The organism is Rhizobium mongolense subsp. loessense, assembly GCF_900099775.1.
GTDB classification, from domain to species: domain Bacteria; phylum Pseudomonadota; class Alphaproteobacteria; order Rhizobiales; family Rhizobiaceae; genus Rhizobium; species Rhizobium loessense.
Genome location: NZ_FMTM01000005.1, coordinates 289,510 through 310,176 on the forward strand (window position 1 = coordinate 289,510; position 20,667 = coordinate 310,176).

At 59.5% G+C, this 20,667-nt stretch carries 17 protein-coding genes; 10 read left to right on the top strand and 7 right to left on the bottom strand.

The features are described from left to right. Positions 1-533: 533 nt before the first annotated feature. Entirely contained in the window at positions 534-1,493 is a 960-nt protein-coding gene (locus BLP23_RS18695; RefSeq protein WP_092586353.1) for a glycosyltransferase family 2 protein, read from the top strand. A 6-nt stretch (positions 1,494-1,499) separates the two neighbouring features. On the opposite strand, the gene BLP23_RS18700 is transcribed toward BLP23_RS18695, so the two are convergent. Together BLP23_RS18700 and BLP23_RS18705 are read right to left on the bottom strand one after the other, a co-directional pair. Further along, positions 1,500-2,501 (bottom strand): glycosyltransferase family 2 protein, encoded by a 1,002-nt coding sequence (locus BLP23_RS18700; RefSeq protein WP_092586354.1) that lies wholly within the window; start codon positions 2,499-2,501, stop codon positions 1,500-1,502. A gap of 136 nt (positions 2,502-2,637) precedes the next feature. Next, positions 2,638-2,925 carry an exopolysaccharide production repressor protein gene (locus tag BLP23_RS18705; protein WP_092586355.1) on the bottom strand — a complete coding sequence of 96 codons (288 nt, stop codon included), beginning with the start codon at positions 2,923-2,925 and terminating at the stop codon, positions 2,638-2,640. A 772-nt stretch (positions 2,926-3,697) separates the two neighbouring features. Here BLP23_RS18705 and BLP23_RS18710 point away from each other — a divergent pair. From BLP23_RS18710 to BLP23_RS18725, 4 genes are all read left to right on the top strand, one after another. Beyond that, the gene (locus BLP23_RS18710; RefSeq protein ID WP_092586356.1) at positions 3,698-4,378 is read left to right on the top strand and encodes a sugar transferase; all 681 of its coding nucleotides are present in this window, start codon (positions 3,698-3,700) and stop codon (positions 4,376-4,378) included. Between the two features lie 76 nt (positions 4,379-4,454). Next, positions 4,455-5,720: a polysaccharide biosynthesis/export family protein gene (locus tag BLP23_RS18715; RefSeq protein WP_092586357.1), complete on the top strand. Its 1,266-nt coding sequence runs from the start codon at positions 4,455-4,457 to the stop codon at positions 5,718-5,720. Positions 5,721-5,731: 11 nt separating this feature from the next. Beyond that, the gene (locus BLP23_RS18720) at positions 5,732-6,997 is read left to right on the top strand and encodes an O-antigen ligase family protein (RefSeq protein WP_092586358.1); all 1,266 of its coding nucleotides are present in this window, start codon (positions 5,732-5,734) and stop codon (positions 6,995-6,997) included. A gap of 43 nt (positions 6,998-7,040) precedes the next feature. Further along, a complete protein-coding gene (locus BLP23_RS18725) occupies positions 7,041-8,048 on the top strand; it encodes an acyltransferase family protein (protein ID WP_092586359.1) in 1,008 nt (335 codons plus the stop codon). A 1-nt stretch (position 8,049) separates the two neighbouring features. Here the strand turns inward: BLP23_RS18725 and BLP23_RS18730 are convergent, their stop codons facing one another. Both BLP23_RS18730 and BLP23_RS18735 read right to left on the bottom strand, forming a co-directional pair. Beyond that, the gene (locus tag BLP23_RS18730; RefSeq protein ID WP_092586360.1) at positions 8,050-11,223 is read right to left on the bottom strand and encodes an efflux RND transporter permease subunit; all 3,174 of its coding nucleotides are present in this window, start codon (positions 11,221-11,223) and stop codon (positions 8,050-8,052) included. Further along, complete coding sequence (locus BLP23_RS18735; protein WP_092586361.1) at positions 11,220-12,392, bottom strand: efflux RND transporter periplasmic adaptor subunit; 1,173 nt, start codon at positions 12,390-12,392, stop codon at positions 11,220-11,222. Before BLP23_RS18735 ends, BLP23_RS18730 begins: the two co-directional genes overlap by 4 nt. Before the next feature lie 453 nt (positions 12,393-12,845). Between BLP23_RS18735 and BLP23_RS18745 the strand changes: the two genes are divergently transcribed. The 3 genes from BLP23_RS18745 to BLP23_RS18755 are packed head-to-tail and all read left to right on the top strand — an operon-like array spanning position 12,846 to position 16,078. Then, positions 12,846-13,310: a MarR family winged helix-turn-helix transcriptional regulator gene (locus BLP23_RS18745; RefSeq protein ID WP_092586363.1), complete on the top strand. Its 465-nt coding sequence runs from the start codon at positions 12,846-12,848 to the stop codon at positions 13,308-13,310. After that, positions 13,303-14,547 carry an HlyD family secretion protein gene (locus BLP23_RS18750; protein ID WP_092586364.1) on the top strand — a complete coding sequence of 415 codons (1,245 nt, stop codon included), beginning with the start codon at positions 13,303-13,305 and terminating at the stop codon, positions 14,545-14,547. The genes BLP23_RS18745 and BLP23_RS18750 overlap by 8 nt, the downstream gene beginning before the upstream one ends. Then, on the top strand, positions 14,540-16,078 hold the full coding sequence (locus tag BLP23_RS18755) for a DHA2 family efflux MFS transporter permease subunit (RefSeq protein WP_092586365.1): 1,539 nt from the start codon (positions 14,540-14,542) through the stop codon (positions 16,076-16,078). Before BLP23_RS18750 ends, BLP23_RS18755 begins: the two co-directional genes overlap by 8 nt. On the opposite strand, the gene BLP23_RS18760 is transcribed toward BLP23_RS18755, so the two are convergent. After that, complete coding sequence (locus BLP23_RS18760) at positions 16,079-16,666, bottom strand: DNA-3-methyladenine glycosylase (protein ID WP_092586366.1); 588 nt, start codon at positions 16,664-16,666, stop codon at positions 16,079-16,081. It abuts the gene before it with no gap. A 52-nt stretch (positions 16,667-16,718) separates the two neighbouring features. After that, complete coding sequence (locus BLP23_RS18765; protein ID WP_092586367.1) at positions 16,719-17,621, bottom strand: LysR family transcriptional regulator; 903 nt, start codon at positions 17,619-17,621, stop codon at positions 16,719-16,721. A gap of 122 nt (positions 17,622-17,743) precedes the next feature. Between BLP23_RS18765 and BLP23_RS18770 the strand changes: the two genes are divergently transcribed. Next, positions 17,744-18,484 carry an SDR family oxidoreductase gene (locus BLP23_RS18770; RefSeq protein ID WP_092586368.1) on the top strand — a complete coding sequence of 247 codons (741 nt, stop codon included), beginning with the start codon at positions 17,744-17,746 and terminating at the stop codon, positions 18,482-18,484. Positions 18,485-18,741: 257 nt separating this feature from the next. Here BLP23_RS18770 and BLP23_RS18780 read toward each other — a convergent pair whose 3' ends face one another. Continuing rightward, positions 18,742-19,653 (bottom strand): LysR family transcriptional regulator, encoded by a 912-nt coding sequence (locus BLP23_RS18780; RefSeq protein WP_092586370.1) that lies wholly within the window; start codon positions 19,651-19,653, stop codon positions 18,742-18,744. A gap of 165 nt (positions 19,654-19,818) precedes the next feature. On the opposite strand from BLP23_RS18780, the gene BLP23_RS18785 reads away from it, so the two are divergent. Beyond that, the gene (locus BLP23_RS18785) at positions 19,819-20,643 is read left to right on the top strand and encodes an alpha/beta hydrolase fold domain-containing protein (protein ID WP_167363937.1); all 825 of its coding nucleotides are present in this window, start codon (positions 19,819-19,821) and stop codon (positions 20,641-20,643) included. The last annotated feature ends 24 nt before the right edge of the window (positions 20,644-20,667 follow it).

The window sequence follows — 20,667 nt, forward strand, 5'->3', positions numbered from 1 at the left end:
ACGTTCACGTTATCAGTCACCCCTATTGGGTCGCACCCCCCTTGCGACCGTTTCAACGAGAGCAGACTCGAGCCCGCAGACCAAAAGCTAGAGCGTTTTTACGGAAGAAAATATGGCACTGCAGCAAAAATGATCGGCCATCCCGTTTCGGGACAGCTGATTCGAACGGCTCAGCGACGGCTCTTATCGTGCTTGGCTTTAAGAGAAGGAACTGAAACGCCCGATGGGGCAATGTATATCGGAAAGTCATCATAAATTCAAACTGAGGGGCGATGAAAGCCGTCGCGGCGGAAAAGTTTTGTCGTTTGGTGAAGGAGACCATCCGTTTTCACGCGAAGCCGGGTGCCTGAATGTGGCTGAAATGTGGCCATCGCTCCCCAAATGGGTTTATTCGGCACATGGCTCTTTGACAACGCGATGGTAGGCTTTGACAAATTTCGGCCGGAATGACCTACATCATTTCGCAGTGCAGCAACTTGCTCGGGTGCAGTCTCGACCCTATGTGCCCATCACCGGACTCTTCAGGAGAAAGAATGGCGACCTTCACGATCATCATCCCTTTTTATCAGCGCGAGGACGGCATTTTGCGCCGCGCGCTGGCATCGGTCTTTGCCCAAAGCTTCCAGGACTTCGATGTGATCGTCGTCGATGACCAGTCGCCTTATCCCGCCGAAGACGAGCTGAAGCCGCTTGCCGAAGGCCAGCGATCGCGGATTGCGGTTGTCAAACAGGCGAATGCGGGACCGGGTGGGGCGCGTAATACAGGCCTCGACAATGTTCCGGCGGCAACGCGCTTCGCAGCCTTCCTCGATTCAGATGACCTGTGGACGCCCGAACACCTGCAAAATGCCCATGATGCGCTGCAGACGTTCGATGCCGACTGCTATTGGGCGTCGATCCACGGAGGTGAGGAATTCGATTATCATTTCAGCATCGCCGACCTGGAGGCCAGCGAAAAGGCGGTGCGCCTTTCCGAGCACCCGCTGTTGCTCGAGATTCCTGACATTGCCTGCGTGATGCTCAAGAACTGGGCCTTTCTCCACATGTCGTGCATGGTCATCGGCCGGCCGCTGATCGAGAAGGTCCGCTTCGACGCTGCGCTGCGGCTGGCGGCGGAGGACGTGCTGTTCTTTTGCGATTGCATGCTTGCGGCGCGGCGCGTGCTTCTTTGCGTGGAGGCAGGCGCCTTGCGCGGAGAGGGCATCAATATCTTCCATGGCGTGGACAACGATTCACCGCAGTTTCTCAAGCAGCAGTTCATCACCTGGATGGCGCTCGACCGGCTCGAAAGCCGTTTTTCGAAGCGTCCGCAGGAGATCGAGACCATCAAGGCCTACAAGAACCGCGCGCGGAAGCAGGCGCTCTGGAGCCAGGTGCGGCTGGTGCGCCGGCGACGCCTGCCGGACTTCCAAATGCTGGCGCGCTGGGCGTGGCGTGACCCGGCCCTGTTTGCGAGTGCTCTTCAGATCGCCGGCGGCAAGCTTTCGAAGTAGTGCTTGCTATTCGGCTGACGACGGCAGCAGATATCTGAGGCCGCCAGCACCTTTTGTGGCGATCTCGACGCCGCCGGGCCTGCGGAAACGTTCCGTCTTGTCCATGAAGATGCCACCGGCAATCGCCGGAACGGCAAAGGGGTGGGTGAGGGCGTAGCGCAAGGCTGCACCAGCGCCCGACTGCTTCTTGATATCAAGGAAATGGCGAAGTTCGTATTTGCCGCGAGCATGGCTCTCGTGGCGGCGCACGGCGGCGGCGGCTTCCGGCGTCAGGCTGCAGTTCGCCAGGATCGCCTGGTCGGCTTCGTAGAGCTTGCGGAGGTCCTCCGTCCGGTGGCTGCCGCTCAACGAATTGCCACGCACGACAGCACCGTAGCCGCAGCTATGGATTACCTTGTAGCGCGCGCCGTTGGCCAAGGCCCGGACGTAGAGGTCGTAGTCCTCCCCAAGACGCATCTCCTCACGATAGCGCAGTCTGTGAGCATCGAGAAACGCGCGCCGCATCACCGGCTTCAGGAAGCCGATTTCGCCGCGACGGACGCCGCGCTTCGAAATATTGCCGTCGACGAAGGCCACCAGGTCGAGAAATAGCGGACGGTCCAGGAAATGATCGAGTTGCTGGGGCGCACGCGTCACTGTCTCCGCCTCGACAAAAGCGATGTTGTCGGCGACGAAATCCCAGTCGTCGTCCGCAAGCATCCGGCTGAACCGGCCTTCGAAGAAGAAGTCGTCGGCATCGAGTATGCTGATCAGTGGGGCGGTGGAGATTTCGATCGCGTGATTGCGGGCGGCCGATGGCCCCCTGTTCTTTTCGAAGGAAACGACATTCAGGCGATTGCTGCCGTCATCGGCAGCTCGGGCAGCGCCGGCGGTTCCGTCGCCCGATCCGTCGTCGATGACAACGACTTCAGCCACCTCTTTTTCCCGTAAAGCCGAAGCGACAGCCATTCCGATCGTATCGGCCGCGTTCTTGGCGGCGATGATCACGCAAACGCTTGCCTTAGCCATTTCAACCACGTCGTACCCTCCGTTGTCTCGCGCAAGAGTTAGGACGTCGCCGCGTCTGCGGCAATGCAAAAGGCCTTCAAAAGATATTACGGGGTCGGCTGTCGGCGATCGGGTGCCCGCCTAACAAGCTTTGCTTTCAACGGTTGAAAGGCTCAGAACCATTGAAGGGCGAGACAGGAATCTTCTCCTTGTCGTCGCTGCGGGCCGGCGTATGGGATGCCGCCATCGTGCCCTGGCCGCTGCGCGCCTTTGCTTCCTTCCACACGAGGAATAGGACGCCGCCGAAATAGCCCAACTGCAGAAGAACGGCACAGATCACCGTGTCTATCAGTGTCGTTGTTAGTGAGCCGTTCAGCCAATAAGTCGCAACCGCAAAAACGGCCAAAGCGCCGATCATGCTAACGAAAACGCGAGGTGCATACATAACCGTGCCTCCCTTGGGGAGGTTCGTTCAATGAACAGTCATTGAATTCGGGCTTCCTCCCTAAGGACCCTTTACTTTGTATATTTTAGAAGGCCCTTTGTTTCAACCGAACGAGAGCATTCTTTTTCATCCGTCGTCTCTTTATCTACAGTATTCGGTTTAAGGTTTCCTTCCGGCTTTGGGTAAAATCGACGAACCCTCGTTAAGGAATGCCTGTGACGGGGATTCGGGGGCAAATGTGTCTATTTTACTTCAGGTTGTTCAAAATATGACATTGCACGCACTCCTTTACGTCACATTTGCCTCTCGAACCAACGCATGAGAGCCAAATGCGTTCAACTTTTATTACAAAGTTTTCATCTAAACCGATTTGAGTGTGCGGCGCAAAATCGATGGTGCGATGCAATAAATTTGACGATAAGACAATATAGTTGACCTACTCTCGGCAGTGCCCGCATGGCTTAGTCAAATGTCACCCGAAAGGCGTAGAAAGATTTATTCTTCAATCTTTTTGCGGCGCGAAGCAAACAGCAAGACCTTTAGTGCGTCGCACAGAGTCTATTCAAAAACATTGCATGCTTTGCATATGTAATTTAGATAACCCTTAAAAAAAGAAATGTGATAAAGACACGCCAGAAACGGGCCGTTACACAATCGCCATGAAATTGTGGCTTAAAAAAACAAATTCCGCCCATACACTCCTCATTCGTCAGCGCTAGCTTAGCGGCCTGGGCTTACCGACCAAACGGCAAACATAAGTGGAGTTAACTCTATGAAGTCTGCGACGAGATCGGACAGTACGCCATTTTTTGGCGTGGTTCATGCGAATGTGTTTCCGCCGACTGGCGGGATCATGAAGCGGGCATTCGATATCACGGCTGCCTCGCTCGGGCTCCTTTTCCTGAGCCCGATTTTTCTGATGGTGATGCTGCTTGTAAAGCTCTCCGACAAGGGGCCGGCTTTCTATGGGCATCGCCGTATCGGCCATAATGGCCAGGAGTTCCGTTGCCTGAAGTTCCGGACCATGGTCGTCAACGGCGACAAGGTCTTGCAGGAGCATCTGCGCAGCAATCCGAAGGCGATGGAAGAGTGGCGTGCTACGCGAAAACTGCAGGACGATCCGCGGGTCACCACGGTCGGAAGCGTGCTTCGCAAGCTCAGCCTTGATGAACTGCCACAGCTCATCAACATCCTTCGCGGCGAAATGAGTGTTGTCGGGCCGCGGCCCGTCGTTCTTGATGAACTGGAACTCTACGAGTCTTCGGCCGTCTACTATCTACAGGCGCGCCCGGGTCTTACCGGACTTTGGCAGATCAGCGGGCGCAACGATGTGTCCTATGCTGCCCGCGTGGCTTTCGACACCCACTACGTCGAAAACTGGTCGCTCATCCGCGATGTGAAGATCATTGCACAGACGATTCCCGCCGTCTGCATGCAGCGCGGCAGCTACTGAGAAGCCGCTTCCATATACGCCAAGTAACGTACGGTACTGCTTTTGGCTTGCCGTGCCGATTTACGAGGAAGACTGAATGAGAGAAATCCTGTTGCGCCGCAACCTGCTTGGAAATTCCTTTATGCACGGCCTCGCTTTCGTTGCGGGGCTTAGCATATTGATCGGGTCCTCCGGCTTTGCCCGGGCTGCCGACTACCAGCTCGGCACCATGGACAAGCTGCGCATCCGCGTTGCCGAATGGCAAACGGCGGAAGGCGCGATCCGCGACTGGTCAGTGGTGAGCGGCGATTACACGATCGGCCCCTCAGGCAGTCTTTCATTGCCCTTCGTCGGCGACCTCCCGGCCTCCGGAAAGACGACGGATGCAATCGCGCAGGAAATCGGGGTCGCGCTGCAGAAGCAGTTCGGCCTCAAGGACCGGCCGTCGGCGTCCGTCGAACTTGCCCAGTTCCGGCCGGTCTTTTTGACCGGCGATGTGGAAAACCCCGGCGAGTATCCATTCGCACCCAATCTGACAGTCGTGAAGGCCGTTAGCATTGCCGGCGGCCTGCGGCGGGCCGATGCCGGCCAACGCTTTGCCCGCGATTTCATAAACGCCAAGGGCGACGCCGTCGTCTATACGACGGAGCGCAACCGGCTCATTGCTCGCAAGGCGCGGCTGCAGGCGGAAACCTCCAAGAGCGACACGATCGAAATGCCAAAGGAGCTCAAGGATCTGCCCGAGGCAAAGTCCCTCCTTGCCAGCGAAATGGCATTGATGAACACACGCAAGAAGCGGCTCACGCTGCAGCTTCAGGCGCTGGACGACCTGAAATCGCTGCTACAGGCCGAAATCGAATCTCTCGGCAAGAAGACCGAGACGCAGACGCGCCAGCTCGAGCTTGCGAAGGAGGACCGCGACAAGGTCGAAAACCTGGCCGAGAAGGGCCTTGCGCTCAGCGCCAGAAAGATGGCCGCCGAACAGCGTGCCGCCGATACCGAGGCTACCCTTCTCGATATCGATACCAACATCTTGAAGGCCAAGCAGGACATCAGCCAGGCCAATCAGGACGAGATCACCCTGCGCAACGACTGGGACGCCAAGCTGTCGCAGGAACTGCAGGACACCGAATCCGAACTCGATACGCTCAACCTGAAGATTGCCACCAGCGATGCGCTGATGTCGGAAGCATTGGCGCAATCGAACGACGCCGCTCGTTTCGACCCTCAAAATGCCGCCAGCATCAGCTACTCCATCGTGCGGGAGATTGACGGCCAGTCGAAGGAAATTCCTGTCACGGAAAATAGCACATTGCAGCCGGGCGACCTGATCAGGGTCACGGCCGGGGTTGCGATGAGATAGCGGAGACCCGCATGCGGATCGCCAAATCGGTGCTGATAAAGCCAGGTGAGAACGAGCTATACGCCATTCCGGCGGTTGCGCTTTCTCTCTTCTGCTTCGCTTACTCGATCCGCTTCGGGCAGTTGGCGATCCTGTTTTACTATGCCTTGTGGCTGCCGCTCGTCGCCGTCAATTATCGCAAGGTGCTCGGTAGCTACAGCCGGTTCATCTGGCTCTTCGCCTTCGCCGGTTTCGCCTTCCTCTCCGTCTTCTGGTCCGCCGTGCCCAGCGTGTCGCTGAGGGCGAGCATCCAGTATCTGACGCAAGTGGTCTGCGCGCTGATTGCCGTGCGCGTGCTTGATGTGCGGACGCTGACGCTCGGGGTCGTGGCAGGCGCGGCGGTCGTCCTGCTTTATTCAATCCTCTTCGGCTACTACGAATATGACATGCTGGACGGGACCTATAGTTTCGTTGGCGCCTTCGCATCGAAGAACCAGCTCGGCTTTTATGCGTCGCTGGGCATCGTCTTCGCCTTTGCCGCCGTCTTCATTTACGGCGAGCGCCGTTTGTGGATGATGGCATCGGGCATGGTCGGCCTTATGGCCGCCTATTGCCTGCTTGCCTCGCAATCTGCCACCTCGGTCATCACGACGGCGGCGGTCGTTGCCCTACTGATAGGGTTTCGCGTCGTGCTCATGCTGTCGCCGCAACAGCGCAAGCTTTTGGTGGTCGGCGGCGGCGTCGCGGCCGTCATCCTGGTGGTCGCGGGCGTCTATCTAGGCGCTGTCGACGCGGTCTTGGGCATCTTCGGCAAGGATTCGACTCTGACGGGCCGCACTTATCTCTGGCAACAGGGTATTGCGGCTGCGGCGCAAAACCCCGCCATCGGCATCGGCTATCAGGCCTATTGGGTTCAGGGCTTCGCAGAGCCTGAGCGGCTATGGAAGGAATTCTTCATCGCCTCGCGAGCCGGTTTCCATTTTCATAATACCTACATCGAGACCGCCGTGGAACTCGGCCTGATCGGCGTGCTCATCCTTGCTGTCACGATCATCGCGACCATTTGGGGGCATCTGCGCCGGCTGATCGAGGATGTGCGCAATGATGAATCCTATTTCCTTTTCGGCGTCACCGTGCTGCTTCTGATCCGTTCTTTCGTGGAGATCGACGTTTTGACGCCCTATAATGTCGGTACCTTTCTTCTTTATTTTTCCGCAGGAAAGCTTGTCGGCGCGCGCCAGCGCTCGGCGATGGCCAGCCTGCAGCGTTACCAATCCGCTAGGCCTGTTCGTTCCTGATTTTTTATCTACGCCGCCGAAAGCGACGTAACGAGGGATATGCATGAAGACCCTGTACGGGATCCAATATTTGCGTGCCTTTGCGGCACTGGCCGTCGTCGTTTTCCATGCGGCAGAAAGAAGTGGCGGGCACTTCACGATCGGGGCTGCCGGCGTCGACGTCTTCTTCGTCATCAGCGGCTTCATCATGTGGGTGATTAGCGACCGCAAGCCACTGACGCCGCATCGCTTCCTTGTTGACCGCATCCGCCGCATCGCACCCTCATATTGGCTGGTGACGGCCATCATGATTGGCGGAGCGATGGCAGGATTGTTTCCGAACCTGCAGCTCGACGCAGGCCACGTCCTGGGCTCGCTCTTCTTTGTTCCTGTGCGCTCGCCGAGCACCGGCGAGATTTGGCCGATCCTGGTTCAGGGCTGGACGCTCAATTTCGAGATGTTCTTCTATGTCCTTTTTGCCGGTGCCTTGTTCTTGCCGCGCCAGTGGCGGCTGCCTTTCCTCTCCGTTGCGTTCGGCTTCTTCGTCGTGGTCGGTCTGATGTGGAAGCCGTCTTCGCCGATGCTCGCCACCTATACGCGGCCGATCATCCTGGAGTTCCTCGGCGGTGTCTTCATTGCCGAACTGTGGTTGCGGCGCTGGACCGCCGGCAATAGCCTCGGGCTTGGCTGCGTCGGCGCCGCGCTCTGCGGTTTTGCGGCGATTCACCTGATGGGTGCCGGGTTCGACGAATTCGTATGCGGACCGTTGGCGATGGCGCTGGTGTTCGGCATGGTCTCGCTGGAGGCAGACGGCAGCATCGGTCGCGTGCCGCTGCTCACCTATCTCGGTGATGCGTCCTATTCCATCTATCTGTGGCATACACTTGCGGTATCGGTTGCCATCAAGGTTGCAGGAATTCTCGGAATTCCGGGCGGCCTTGCCGTCGTTGCGGCCGTCTGTGGTGGAACGGTGCTCGGGATTGCGGCCTATGAGACGGTCGAGAAGCCCTTGCGCAAGCTCCTGTCCAACGAAGCACCCAAGCGCCGCCCGCTTGAGCAGCGCCCTTCGTAAATCAGGCTGCTTCTTCGACCGGTTTCCGCTCCGGCGCGGCCCTGCGCCGGAGGCTGCGCAGCACGACATAGAAGGCCGGCGTCAGGAACAAGCCGAAGATCGTGACGCCGAGCATTCCCGAGAAGACGGCAGTACCGAGCGATTGGCGCATTTCCGCGCCTGGCCCCGTCGCGATCATCAGCGGCACGACGCCGAAGATGAAGGCGAATGCCGTCATCAGGATTGGGCGCAGCCGCAGATGGCTGGCCTCGATCGCCGCTTCCACCGGCGTCTTGCCGTCCTCTTCCGCCTGCCTTGCGAATTCAACGATCAGGATCGCGTTCTTTGCCGCAAGGCCTATCAGCACGATGAGGCCGATCTGCGTCAGGATGTTGTTGTCCATCGCGCGAAGATGCACGCCCAGCAGCGCCGCAAGGATCGCGAGCGGCACGATAAGGATGATCGCAAGCGGCAGCACCCAGCTTTCATATTGCGCCGACAGGGCCAGAAAGACGAATATCACCGAAAGCGCGAAGATAAAGATCGCTGTGTTGCCGGTGCCGCGCTCCTGAAAGGCGAGTTCGGTCCAGTTGAAGGTCGTTCCGGGGGGCAGTAGCGAACCCGCGATCTTCTCCATGCTGTCGAGGGCGGTGCCGGTCGACACACCCGGCGCCGGATTGCCCTGCAGCGGTACCGAGACATACATATTGTAATGCTGGACGAGCGCCGGACCGCTCCTGTCCTGGACGTCGATGAGGGTTCCCAACGGCACGAGCGCGCCCGTCGCCGACCGGACCTTCAGGGCAAGGATGTCGTCCCGCTCGAGGCGGAATTCCTGGTCGGCCTGCGCCCGCACCTGATAGACCCTGCCGAAAGCATTGAAGTCGTTGACATAGGATGTGCCCAGATTGATCGACAGCGTATCGAATATGTTCGAGATCGGGACGTTCAGCATGCGTGCCTTGTCGCGATCGATATTAAGGAAGAATTGCGGGCTCGATTCGGAGAAAGTCGTGAAGACGCCGGTCAGCCCGGGCGTTTGATTGGCAGTACCCATCATCTGGTTGGCAAGGGCCAGAACCCGCCGCATGTCGCCGCTTTCGAGGTCCATCAGCTGCATCTTGAAGCCGCCGGAATTGCCGATACCCCTGACCGACGGCGGCGGGATTGCAATGATGAAGGCTTCCTGGATGCTCTGCAGGTTTTGGTAGAGCTGACCGATGATCCGGCCGGCGCTCAGCCCCTGCTCAAGCCTGTGTTCGAAGGTGTCGAAGGGTGCAAAGACAACGCCCTGATTGGAGGCGTTGGTGAAGGTGGCGCCGCTGAAGCCTGCAAAGGCCACCGCGTGAGAGACGCCAGGCGTGTTGCGGATGACTTCCGCCGCCTGCTGCACGACGGCATCGGTCCGGTTGAGCGAGGCGCCCTCGGGCAATTGGACGACGACGATTGCATAGCCCTGGTCCATATTGGGGATGAAGCCACTCGGGACGATTCGGCCCATGTAGTAGGTCGATGCCAGCAGTCCCGCAAATACCAGCAGCGCACAGAACAGGGCGGTCTTTGTCGCAACGGTGCGGCGAACAATCCATGAGTAGCCGTGGCTCATTCGGTCGAAGCCGCGATTGAAGCCGTTGGCGAGGCCGCGGCCCAGTCGCGTGAACGGATTTCGTGTCTCCTTCGCATGTTCTTCGTGCGGCCGCAGCACGAGCGCAGCGATGGCTGGCGACAATGTCAGCGAGTTGACCGCCGAGATTGCCGTTGCGACCGAGATCGTCACAGCAAACTGCCGGTAGAACTGGCCGGTAATGCCTGGGATGAAGGTTGTTGGGACGAACACGGCGATGAGTACCAGGGAGATCGCGATGACCGCCGTTCCGACCTCGTCCATGGTAACATGCGCCGCTTCCCTCGGCGTCATGCCCTTGGCCAGATTTCGCTCGACGTTCTCGACGACGACGATGGCATCATCTACCACGATGCCGATAGCGAGCACGAGCCCGAAGAGTGTCAGCATGTTGAGAGAGAAGCCGAAGGCGAGCAGGAAAGCGAAAGTGCCGATCAGCGACACCGGGATCGCGACGATGGGGATGATGGCCGTGCGCCAGGATTGCAGAAAGACCAGCACCACAATTGCGACCAGCACGGCCGCTTCGAAAATGGTCTTGTAGACCTCTGATATCGACTCGGAAATGAACTCGGTCGGATTGTAGACGATGTCGTAAGCCAGCCCTGGGGGAAAGTCTTTGGCGAGCTGTTCCATGTTTGCCTTGATTTCGGCGGCGGTAGCGAGCGCGTTTGTGCCCGGACGCGAGAAGATGCCGAGCGCCACCGCCGGCTTGCCGTCGAGGTAGCTGTTGGTCACGTATTCCTTGGCGCCGAGCTCGATGCGTGCAATGTCCTGCAACTGTACGAGGCGGCCGTCCTCTGTCGCTTTCACGATGACGTAGCGGAACTGCCGCGCATCGGAGAACCTGCCCTGCGTCGTCACGGTGTATTGGAATGCGTTTATTCCCGCCGCCGGCGGCCCGCCGATCGAGCCACCCGAGACCTGCACGTTCTGTTCGCGCAAGGCATCCACCACATCGTTCGGGGTCATGCTATAGGCGGCCAGCCTTTGCGGGTCGAGCCAGATGCGAAGGGCATATTCGCGCTCGCCGAAGATGGTGAGGTCTCCGACGCCGTCGAGACGCACCAGCACATCGCGGATGCGGCTGCGGGCGTAGTTTGAAACGTAAAGCTGATCGTAGCGGCTGTTCGGAGACAGGATATGCACGACCATCATCAGGTCGGGTGAACTCTTCGCGGTGGTGACGCCGGTGCGGCGAACCTCATCGGGCAGGCGCGGTTCGGCGATCGCTACCCGGTTTTGGACGAGAACCTGCGCCGTATCCAGATCGGTACCGAGCTTGAAGGTGATTGTCAGCGACATCGACCCGTCGTCAGTCGAATAGGAGGACATGTAGAGCATGTTCTCGACGCCGTTGATTTCCTGTTCGAGCGGCGTTGCGACCGTGTCGGCGACGGTCTGTGCGTCGGCGCCGGGATAGTTGGTGCGCACGACGATGGTGGGCGGTGCTATTTCGGGAAACTGCGCCACCGGCAACTGGAAATAGGCGAGGCCGCCGAGAATGAGCAGAACTATGGAGAGGACGGACGCGAATATCGGTCGGTCCACGAAGAAGTGCGCAAACCTCATTGGGCAAGCTCCATGCTTGCAGCTTCCGGCGGGATATCCTCGCGGCTCTGCGGCAGTTCAGTCGTCTGCGGCGTGACCTTCGCGCCCGGGCGAACGCGCATCAGGCCGTTGACGACGATAGTCTCATTGCCTTCCATGCCTTCGCGGATGACGCGGTAGCCGTAAAGCCGCGGGCCGGGCCGCACGGGCTTGGTCGAAACCGTGCCATCGTTGCCGACGACATAGACGACCCGCTGGTTCTGGTCGGAGCCGATTGCCTCGTCCGGCACGAGAATGGCCTTATAAACGTTGGACGCCTCCACCTGCACGCGGCCGAAAAGCCCAGGCTGAAGCACGAAGTTCGGATTGTCGAAGCGAGCGCGGACCCGCATCGTGCCGGTCTGGCTGTCGACCCGGTTCTCGGCGAAATCGAGCTTGCCCGTGAACGGCTTCTCGTTGGCATCCGTGATGCTGACCTGCACCTGAAGACCGCCGCCGCCCTGCTGAAGGTCGCTGCCGCGCGCACGCGCCGTCTGCGCGAAATTCAGCAGCCGGCGCTCGTCGACGTCGAAATAAAAGTCGATCGGATCGAGCGAAACGATCGTCGTCAGCACCGACTGGTCGGCCTGGACGAGGTTGCCGGCGGAGATCAGCCGCCGGTCGATGCGGCCGCTGATCGGGGCGGTAATCTTCGTATATTCGAGATCGAGCGTGGCCCGATCTGCCGTGGCCTGGGCGCCGCGGACATTGGCCTGAGCAGAAACCCATTCGCGGCGCCGGTCATCGAGCGTCGAAACCGACTGGCTGCCGCTAGTGGCGAGTGATTCTGCGCGTTTGAACTGCGCTTCGGCGTAAATCAGTGTCGATTTCGCGACTTCAAGTGCAGCGGTTGCTTCATTGAACGCAGTGACAAAGGGGCGCTGATCGATGACGAAGAGCAAGTCGCCTTTCTTGACCATCGCGCCATCGGTGAAATGTACTTCCTGCAGGTAGCCGCCGACGCGTGATCGCACGGTGACCTCGTCGACTGCCGCGAAGCGGCCGATAAACTCGTCGCTGTCCACGACGTCGCGAACGACGGGCTTTGCAACCGTGACGGGCGGAGCAGGCGGAGCGTCCTGGGCAATGACGGCCGCGGGAAAAAGGACAATGTAAGTAAGAGCAAGGGCTTTACGAAGAGAGTCAGGCATAGCGATCCCCCATTCTGGGCGGCCGGTATGCCGCCAAACTTATGCGGTAACGATGCGATTCATATCTGCTGTGTCGAAACCCGGCTTTCCGGCCTTCGCCTTGCTGCTCTTGTCACGCACCGGCCGTACGGCGGGGGTGCCAGCTTGCAAAAAAGGCCGAAGGTCTGCTCCGGTAACTCTATGAAAACGGACTATAAACGTCAGGAGGCAGAAATTGCAAACGCCAATCGCCGGTCGTTTGAGAATCTGGCCTGGATCAAGACCTTCGACGATCAGCTCTGGCCACGCGTCCTTCCAACTCGAAAATCCCTGGTTTGAAAGCCGGGCGCAACCGTGTCCTGCGGCATTTTGGCCGCACCTGCGGAATCTGCGGCCAATGATCTTGTGCATTGCACATGCTCACTATATCTACCAACATTATAAGCACACTTATAAATAGCTGGCATAGCTTTAATGAGCGCCCATCCGACCCTCGGTTTTGTCCTACACGACGTCGCCCGTCTGCTTCGCAAGCGGTTCGAGCAGCGCGCCAAATGCCTTGGGCTGACCCGCTCGCAATGGCAAACGCTTGCCTATCTCGCCAACAACGAGGGTATCCACCAGGGTGGGCTCGCCGAAATCCTTGAAATCGAGCCGATCACGCTGGTGCGAATTCTCGATAGGCTTGCCGAACGCGGACTTGTCGAACGGCGGCAGCATCCGGCTGACCGGCGCGTCTGGCTTCTTTACATGCGTGACGAGGCCTTGCCGCTGCTTGCGCAAATGCGGGTGATCGGAGAAGCCACGCGCGGCGAAGCCCTCGACGGCGTCTGCGCCGAGCAGCGTGAACAGCTCTTTCAAATCCTATCGCTGATGAAAACAAATCTAGTGCAGGCGTGCCGTACACCGGCCGCCGGGAATGAGCAGAACCATGGCTGAAAAATCCTCCCTCCGCGTCGTTGACGACGCCAACGCCAAGAAACCGACCGAAGTCAAGAATCCGATCGAAGACAAGGAAATCTCCGAAACCCAGGAAACGGTAGCCGAAGCGCCTTCATCCAATTCAGCGCCGGCCGCCGCAGTGGCTGCGTCCGACGGCATCAGGGTCCGCCGTCGGCGCAGCCTCACCCGCCCCGTGCTGTTTGCGCTGCTGCCTGTTGCCCTTGTTGCCGGCGGCTATTTCTACGTGAATGGCGGGCAGGTCATGTCGACCGACAATGCCTATATCCAGGCGGATATGGTCGGCTTGACGACGGATGTTTCCGGCATCGTCGACCAGATCAACGTTCACGAGAACGAAACGGTCAAGGCCGGGCAGGTGCTCTTTAGCCTGAAATCCGACAGCTTCAGGATCGCGCTCGACGGCGCAAAGGCCCAGCTTGGCGTCCAGCGCAACCAGATCGAAAACCTGAAGGCCAGCTATCGGCAGTCGCTTGCGGAAATCACGCAGGCTAAGGCCGACATCCCGTATTTCCAGGCGCAGTTCGATCGTCAGCAGAGCCTCGTCAACAGTTCGGCCGCGACACGTGCCGCCTATGATGAAGCCAAGCACGATCTCGATGCTGCGCTTCAGAAGGTTGCCGTCGCCAAGGCGCAGGCTGCGACCACGCTTGCAGAACTCGGCGACGATGCCAGCCAGCCGGTCGAGCAGAACCCTCTCTACCTGCAGGCTAAATCAAATGTCGACAATGCCCAGCGCGAGCTCGACCACAGCGTCGTCAGGGCGCCGTTCGACGGCGTCGTGACGAATGTCAACGCGCTGCAGGTGGGCTCCTACCTGCAGGCCTCGCAACAGGCCTTCTCGCTGGTTGCGACCAACCGGCTTTGGATCGCTGCAAGCCCGAAGGAAACCGAGCTTACCTACGTGAAGCCCGGCCAAGAGGCGAGCATCTATGTCGACACCTATCCGGGCGTCGAATGGAAAGGCAAGGTCGAAAGCATCAGCCCGGCCTCCGGCTCCAGCTTCTCGTTGCTTCCCGCGCAAAACACCACTGGCAACTGGGTAAAGGTCGTGCAGCGCATTCCGATCCATGTCAGCATCGACGATGCCGACGGCAAGCCGCCGCTTCGCGTCGGCATGAGTACGATCGTCGATGTCGATACCGGCCATGCTCGTGGCCTGCCGGATTTCGTCAACAGGCTGTTGGGCCGCGAAGCCGGCAAGGGCCATGAGTAGCGCTGCTTCCGCCGCCCCGGTTGCCAATCGTGGTGCGATCACGGCCTGCGTCATTCTCGCCGTCATCATGCAGGCGCTGGACACCACCATCGCCAACGTCGCGCTGCCCTATATCCAGGGAAGCGTTTCGGCTTCCGCCGATCAGATCAACTGGGTCCTGACTTCCTATATCGTCGCGGCCGCCATCATGACGCCGCCGTCGGGCTTCCTCGCTGCCAAGTTCGGCCGCAAGAACGTCCTCCTGACGGCAATTGCCGGCTTCGTCGTGGCATCGGTGCTATGCGGGGTAGCACAATCATTGCCGCAGATCGTCGCCTTCCGCCTTCTGCAGGGCCTCTTCGGCGCTGCTCTCGTGCCGCTCTCACAGGGCATCCTCCTCGACATCTATACGGTCGAGGAGCGCGGCTCGGCCATGGCCTTATTCGGCGTCTCGGTCATGGTCGGGCCCGTCCTGGGGCCTGTCATCGGCGGCTGGCTGACCGACAACATCAGCTGGCGCTGGGTGTTCTATATCAACGTGCCGATCGGTGCGCTCGCCTTTGCCGGCATCGTCATCTTCGTCAGTGAAACGAAGCGGGATGCGCTCGCGAAGCTCGACTGGTTCGGGTTTGGCATGATGAGCCTCTTCATCGCAGTGCTGCAGCTGTTCCTAGACCGCGGTGAGCAGCTGGACTGGTTCTCGTCCGGCGAGATCATGGTCGAAGCGATCGTCTGCGCGGCAGCCTTCTACCTGCTGCTGGTTCATACGCTGACGGCCGAAAAGTCCTTCGTGAATCCACGATTGTTTCTCGACCGGAACTTCGCGATCAGCATGGTGTTCATCTTCGTGGTCGGCGTCACCTATCTCGCCTCGCTGGCGCTGATGACGCCTTATCTGCAGACGCTGATGGGCTATCCGGTCATCACGGCCGGGATCGTCATGGGGCCACGTGGCATCGGCACCATGCTTTGCATGTTCATCGTCGGGCGACTGATCGGCAAGGTCGATACCCGCTGGCTCCTGGTGTTCGGCCTCGGCCTTACGGCCTGGGCAATGTACGACATGACGGGTTGGACGCCGGACGTCTCGCAGTGGACGATCATGTCGGTCGGTTTCATCCAGGGTGCCGGTCTCGGCTTCCTGTTCGTGCCGCTGACGACGATCGCCTTCTCGACGCTGCCGGCGCATATGCGCGGCGACGGTACGGGCCTCTACAATCTTTCCCGCAACATCGGCTCGAGCGTTGGCATTTCGATCGTCTCGGCACTGATCGTCGAGAATACGCAGACCAATCACGCTTCGATCGCGGCCTATGTCACGCCGTTCAACCGGGCCTTTGATGCCGCCGCCGCGCAATCGCTCAGCCCGCTCACCGCGGCAGGCCGGGCTTCGCTCAACGAGCTCATCACGCTGCAATCGACGATCATCGCTTACATGGACGACTTCAAGCTCCTGATGCTGATGTCGCTTGCGGTGATGCCGCTGGCGCTCACCTTGCGCAAGCCCAAGGCGACGCCCGCATCAACGGATCACAGCGCCGTCATGGAGTGATCAGCGGAACGGCTTGCTCAGATATCGCGAGCCCTGAATGCCGAAGCGCCATGGAACTTCGGCATTCTTCGTTATGCCGATCCGCGTGCCCGAGGTGATCGGAACCGGCGCCGATGGAAAGATTGCAAAAGGCGGGCGGTCGAGCAGCCGGTTGTTAATCTTGATATCGATATCGAGCGCCTGGCAGAGCTTGCCGGGACCGCTGCAGAGCTGGGTGAGCACATCGGTACCGCGGCGCTCGATCATTCCATCGATACCGCTTTGCGGCTCCAGCGCGCGGACGAGGACGGCCGAGCCCGGCGTGCAGACGAAGTTCAGGCACCAGTACATGCCGTAGATGCGGTAGATATAGACGTTGCCCGGCGGGCCGAACATCGCGCCGTTGCGCTTGGTCGGTCCGCGGAAACTGTGCGAGGCTTCGTCGTGCGGGAAATAGGCCTCCGTCTCGGTGATGCGCCCGCCCGTACCGTTGACGAAAAGGTGGCAGCCGATGAGATCGCGCGCGACGGCAATCGCGTCGCGCTCGAAGAAGCCTCGAAGGTCACTACCGGTCAAGGGAGCGTTTCCAATGGCACCTGTATTCGTCATTCAAGTTACCCGTCGTTTGATTCCGGCCGGTATCATCGCCCATCAAGTGCGACTACCCGAAACTTGCCCGCTGCTGCGCAAAGAGTTTCACCAGCCAGTCTATGAAGACGCGAACGCGCGGGGAAAGCTGACGATTGCGCGGATAAAGGAGCGAAACCGGCGTCTCGGTCGGCGGGAAGCCTTTCAGGATCTCAATCAGCTCACCTGAGGCGATGTAGCGTTCGGCGTGGTAGCGCGGGACCTGTATGATGCCCAGTCCGCAGCGCGCTGCTGCATGGAGGCTCTCGGCTGCATTGACCGAGACGATGGCTGGGATCGACATGTTGCGGACCTGCCCGTCGACGATGAATTCGAGCGGCAGCAGCCCGCCCGTCGCGCTGGACCGGAATCCGACCATTCGGTGGCCATCGAGCTTGTCGGGATGTTCCGGTATGCCATGGAGTTTAAGATAGGCGGGTGAGGCGAGGGTGATCTCTTCCAGCGTGGCCACGCGGCGGGCGATCATGTCGCTATCCTGCGGCACGCCGACGCGCAACACGCAGTCGATGCCCTCACGGACGAGATCGACCAGACGATCGCCTTCGCTCATGTAGAATTCGATATCCGGATATGTCTCCAGAAAGGATGGCAGGCTCGGCAGCACGAAATGCCGAGCAAGCGTACCGTGCACATCGACCCGCAACATGCCCTTCGGTTTGGCGCCGACAAACGCGCCTTCGGCCTCCTCGATGTCGGCGAGGATCAAAAGGCAGCGCTGGTAATAGGCCTCGCCATCGAGTGTCGAACTGACATGGCGGGTGGTGCGCTGGAGCAGTTGCACGCCCAGGCGGGCTTCCAACTGCTTGACGGCATCGGTCACCGTCGAGCGGGGCAGGCCAGTATCCTCGGCTGCGAGCGTGAAGCTGCGGCGTTCCACGACGCGGCAAAAGACCCGCATGGCATCAAATCGGTCCATAGTATTTGTTCGCATTCCTCGGATAGTGATGCCGAAGAATGCATGATTATCCGCACAATGGAAAGTATCATCTTTTCCGCGTCGAAACGCGCTGCGGCGCAAGGAACTGAAGGAGAAAGAAAATGGCCAGCAACGACAACAAGGTCGCGCTTGTCACAGGTGCATCCCGCAGCATCGGTGCCGCCATTGCCGAACGTCTTGCCAAGGATGGCTTTACCGTCGTTATCAACTATTCCGGCAATGCCGCTCCTGCCGAAGAACTGGCTCAGAAAATCGAGCAGGCCGGCGCCAGGGCGCTAACGGCGAAGGCCGATGTCAGCGATCCCGAAGCAGTGCGCCGGATGTTCGATGCTGCGCAAGCAGCCTTCGGCGGTATCGACGTTCTCGTCAACAATGCCGGCATCATGATGCTGTCTTCAATCGCCGATGCCGACGATGCCAACTTCGACCGCCAGGTCAGCGTCAACCTGAAGGGCACGTTCAACACGCTTCGGGAAGCCGGAAAGCGCCTGCGCAACGGTGGCCGGATCATCAACCTCTCGACCAGCGTCGTCGGCGTGAAGCTCGAAACCTACGGCGTCTATGCCGCCACCAAGGCGGCTGTAGAAGTGCTAACGGCGATCATGTCGAAGGAAATGCGCGGCCGGAACATCACCGTCAACGCGGTCGCTCCCGGCCCGACCGCGACCGATCTCTTCCTCAACGGCAAATCAGACGAGCTCGTCGCCCGCATGGCGAAGATGAACCCGCTCGAACGCCTCGGCAGGCCCGAAGACATCGCCGCTGCCGTCTCCTTCCTCGCTGGTCCGGACGGCTCCTGGATCAACGGACAGGTCCTGCGCGCCAATGGCGGCATGGTCTAGTTCCATGAGATTGTTCGCGGCTCGGTGGCGGCATTGTTCCGTTTTTGTGAACGGTGATGTGCAAAGTTGCGCCTTAAAATCCGTCCGGTCGCAAATTATACTCCTTGGCAAGGAGCGAACGGAAATCCCTTATTCCGGCGCCAAACCTCCAAAAGCCCGCCGCGTCATTTTCCCTGGTGATGCGGCGGGTTCGAAGTTCGAAGTTGATCCGATCGCGGCCCGTCGAAGGTTTTGTGCCTTCCGGGCCGCTTCCGCTTTCAAGCATCGTTGAGCTTGGCGTCGGCAAGCAGCTTTACCATCCAGTCCACAAAGACGCGTACCTTGTTGCTTAAGTGCCGGTTCGGCGGGTAGACGACGTAGAGCGGCAGAGGATCGCGCTTCCATTCCGGCAGAACCTGGACGAGTTCGCCTTGTTTCATGGCGGTGCGCGCCATGAAACGGAGCGTCTGGCCGACGCCGAGGCCGGTGGTGAGGGCGCTCATGAAGGTTCTGCCGTCATTCACCGAGACGATATATCTCGGGTTTACCTCGATCGCTTCGTTGCCATTCTTGAATTCGAAGGGGATGGTGCGGCCGGTCTGTGCGCGGAAATAGCTGATGCCGTAATGGCTGCTTTCGAGCTCTTGCGGGTGCGCGGGCATGCCGAATTTCTCGATGTAGCGGGGGGATGCGCAGGTGACCATTTCGATTTCGGATACACGTCTTGCGATCAATGATTGATCGGCGAGGGTGCCGGCGCGAAGAGCGCAGTCGACGTTCTCTGCAAGGTAGTCCACGGTGCGGTCGCTGACACCGAGATCAATGCGAATATCGGGATATTTCAGGTAGAAATCGCAAAGTGCCGGCACGACGATGGTGTCGGCAAAAGCGCCTGCCATTTCAACGCGTAAGCGGCCGCTTGGAAGGCTTTGGGAGTTGGAAAGGCTGCCGTCGAGCTCTTCCAGTTCGGAAACGATCTGCGAGGCGCGTTCGTAATATAGTGCGCCGTCCGTCGTCACCATGACGCGTCGCGTCGTACGGTTAAGCAGCTTGGTGCGCAGATGCGCTTCCAAGCCCTGGATGAGATTGGTGATTGTCGCTTTGGGCATTGCGAGCGTGTCGGCCGCCCGTGTAAAGTTGCCCGTCTCAACGACGCGTATGAAGGCGCGCATTGCCGAGAGCTGGTCCATCGGAGATCTCCACAGTTTGCACTGCGATATTATTCGAAAATCGGAACAGTGTAATCATAATACAGCTTCTTATTCCGCGATGTGAATAACAATATGTTTTTTACCAGAATGGCAAGCTGAAGCCGCTTACCATGCGTTATCTTCGATAGAGCGAAAGCCGGACCGATGACGGTGCAGGTGAAAGACATGGTGCTGGAGAAGGTGGGCATCGGCCCCGTTTCCGCGCGCGTCTATCAAGGCGCCGAGTTCGGTAAGGGGGCGCCGATCGTTCTGTTCTTTCACGGCGGGGCCTTCTTGGAATCCGGCATCCAGGCCGGCGTCAAGGAAAGTGCGATTGCTGAGAGCATGGCGAAAGCCGGTGCGATCGTTGCGATCCCTGACTACAACGCGCCGCTCGGCAACGTCTTTCCGAAGCCGCTCGAAGTCGGCTATTCCCTGTTTTCCTATCTGGCCAACAAGCGCGCCTCCGGCATTGGTGATCGCAACTCGCTGCTTCTGATCGCTGGCGAAGAGGCTGGCGGCAATATTGCGGCGGGTGTAGCGCTGAAGGCACGCGATCACTATGCCGACGCGCTCGACGGCCAGATCCTGATTTCGCCGCTCCTCGATCCGTTCATGGGCACCTCCTCCATCCGCAAGGCTGACGGTATCGGCATGCGTCAGCGCTGGACGGAAGGGTGGAGCCATTATCTTAGCGGCGGCGGCTGTCACCCCTATGCGGCGCCCTGTCTCTGTTCGCGCATTGCCGGCGTTGCGCCGGCGCTGATTTTCACGGCGGATGACGATCCTCTGCGCGATGAGACCGTCGGCTATGCCGCCCGCCTCAAAGCGGCAGGCGTCGAGGTCCGCCAGCATATCCTCCCCGCCGGGGCAGGCTGGCCATCTATCTACGGCGGGAAAACGGACGGTGCCTCGAACTGGCAGGAGAACGTCAGCCGCGAGTTCAAAAGTTTCGTTCAGGAGTTAAGCGTTCAACGCCAATTGCATTGAAAACGAACTGATTATCGTCGGCCG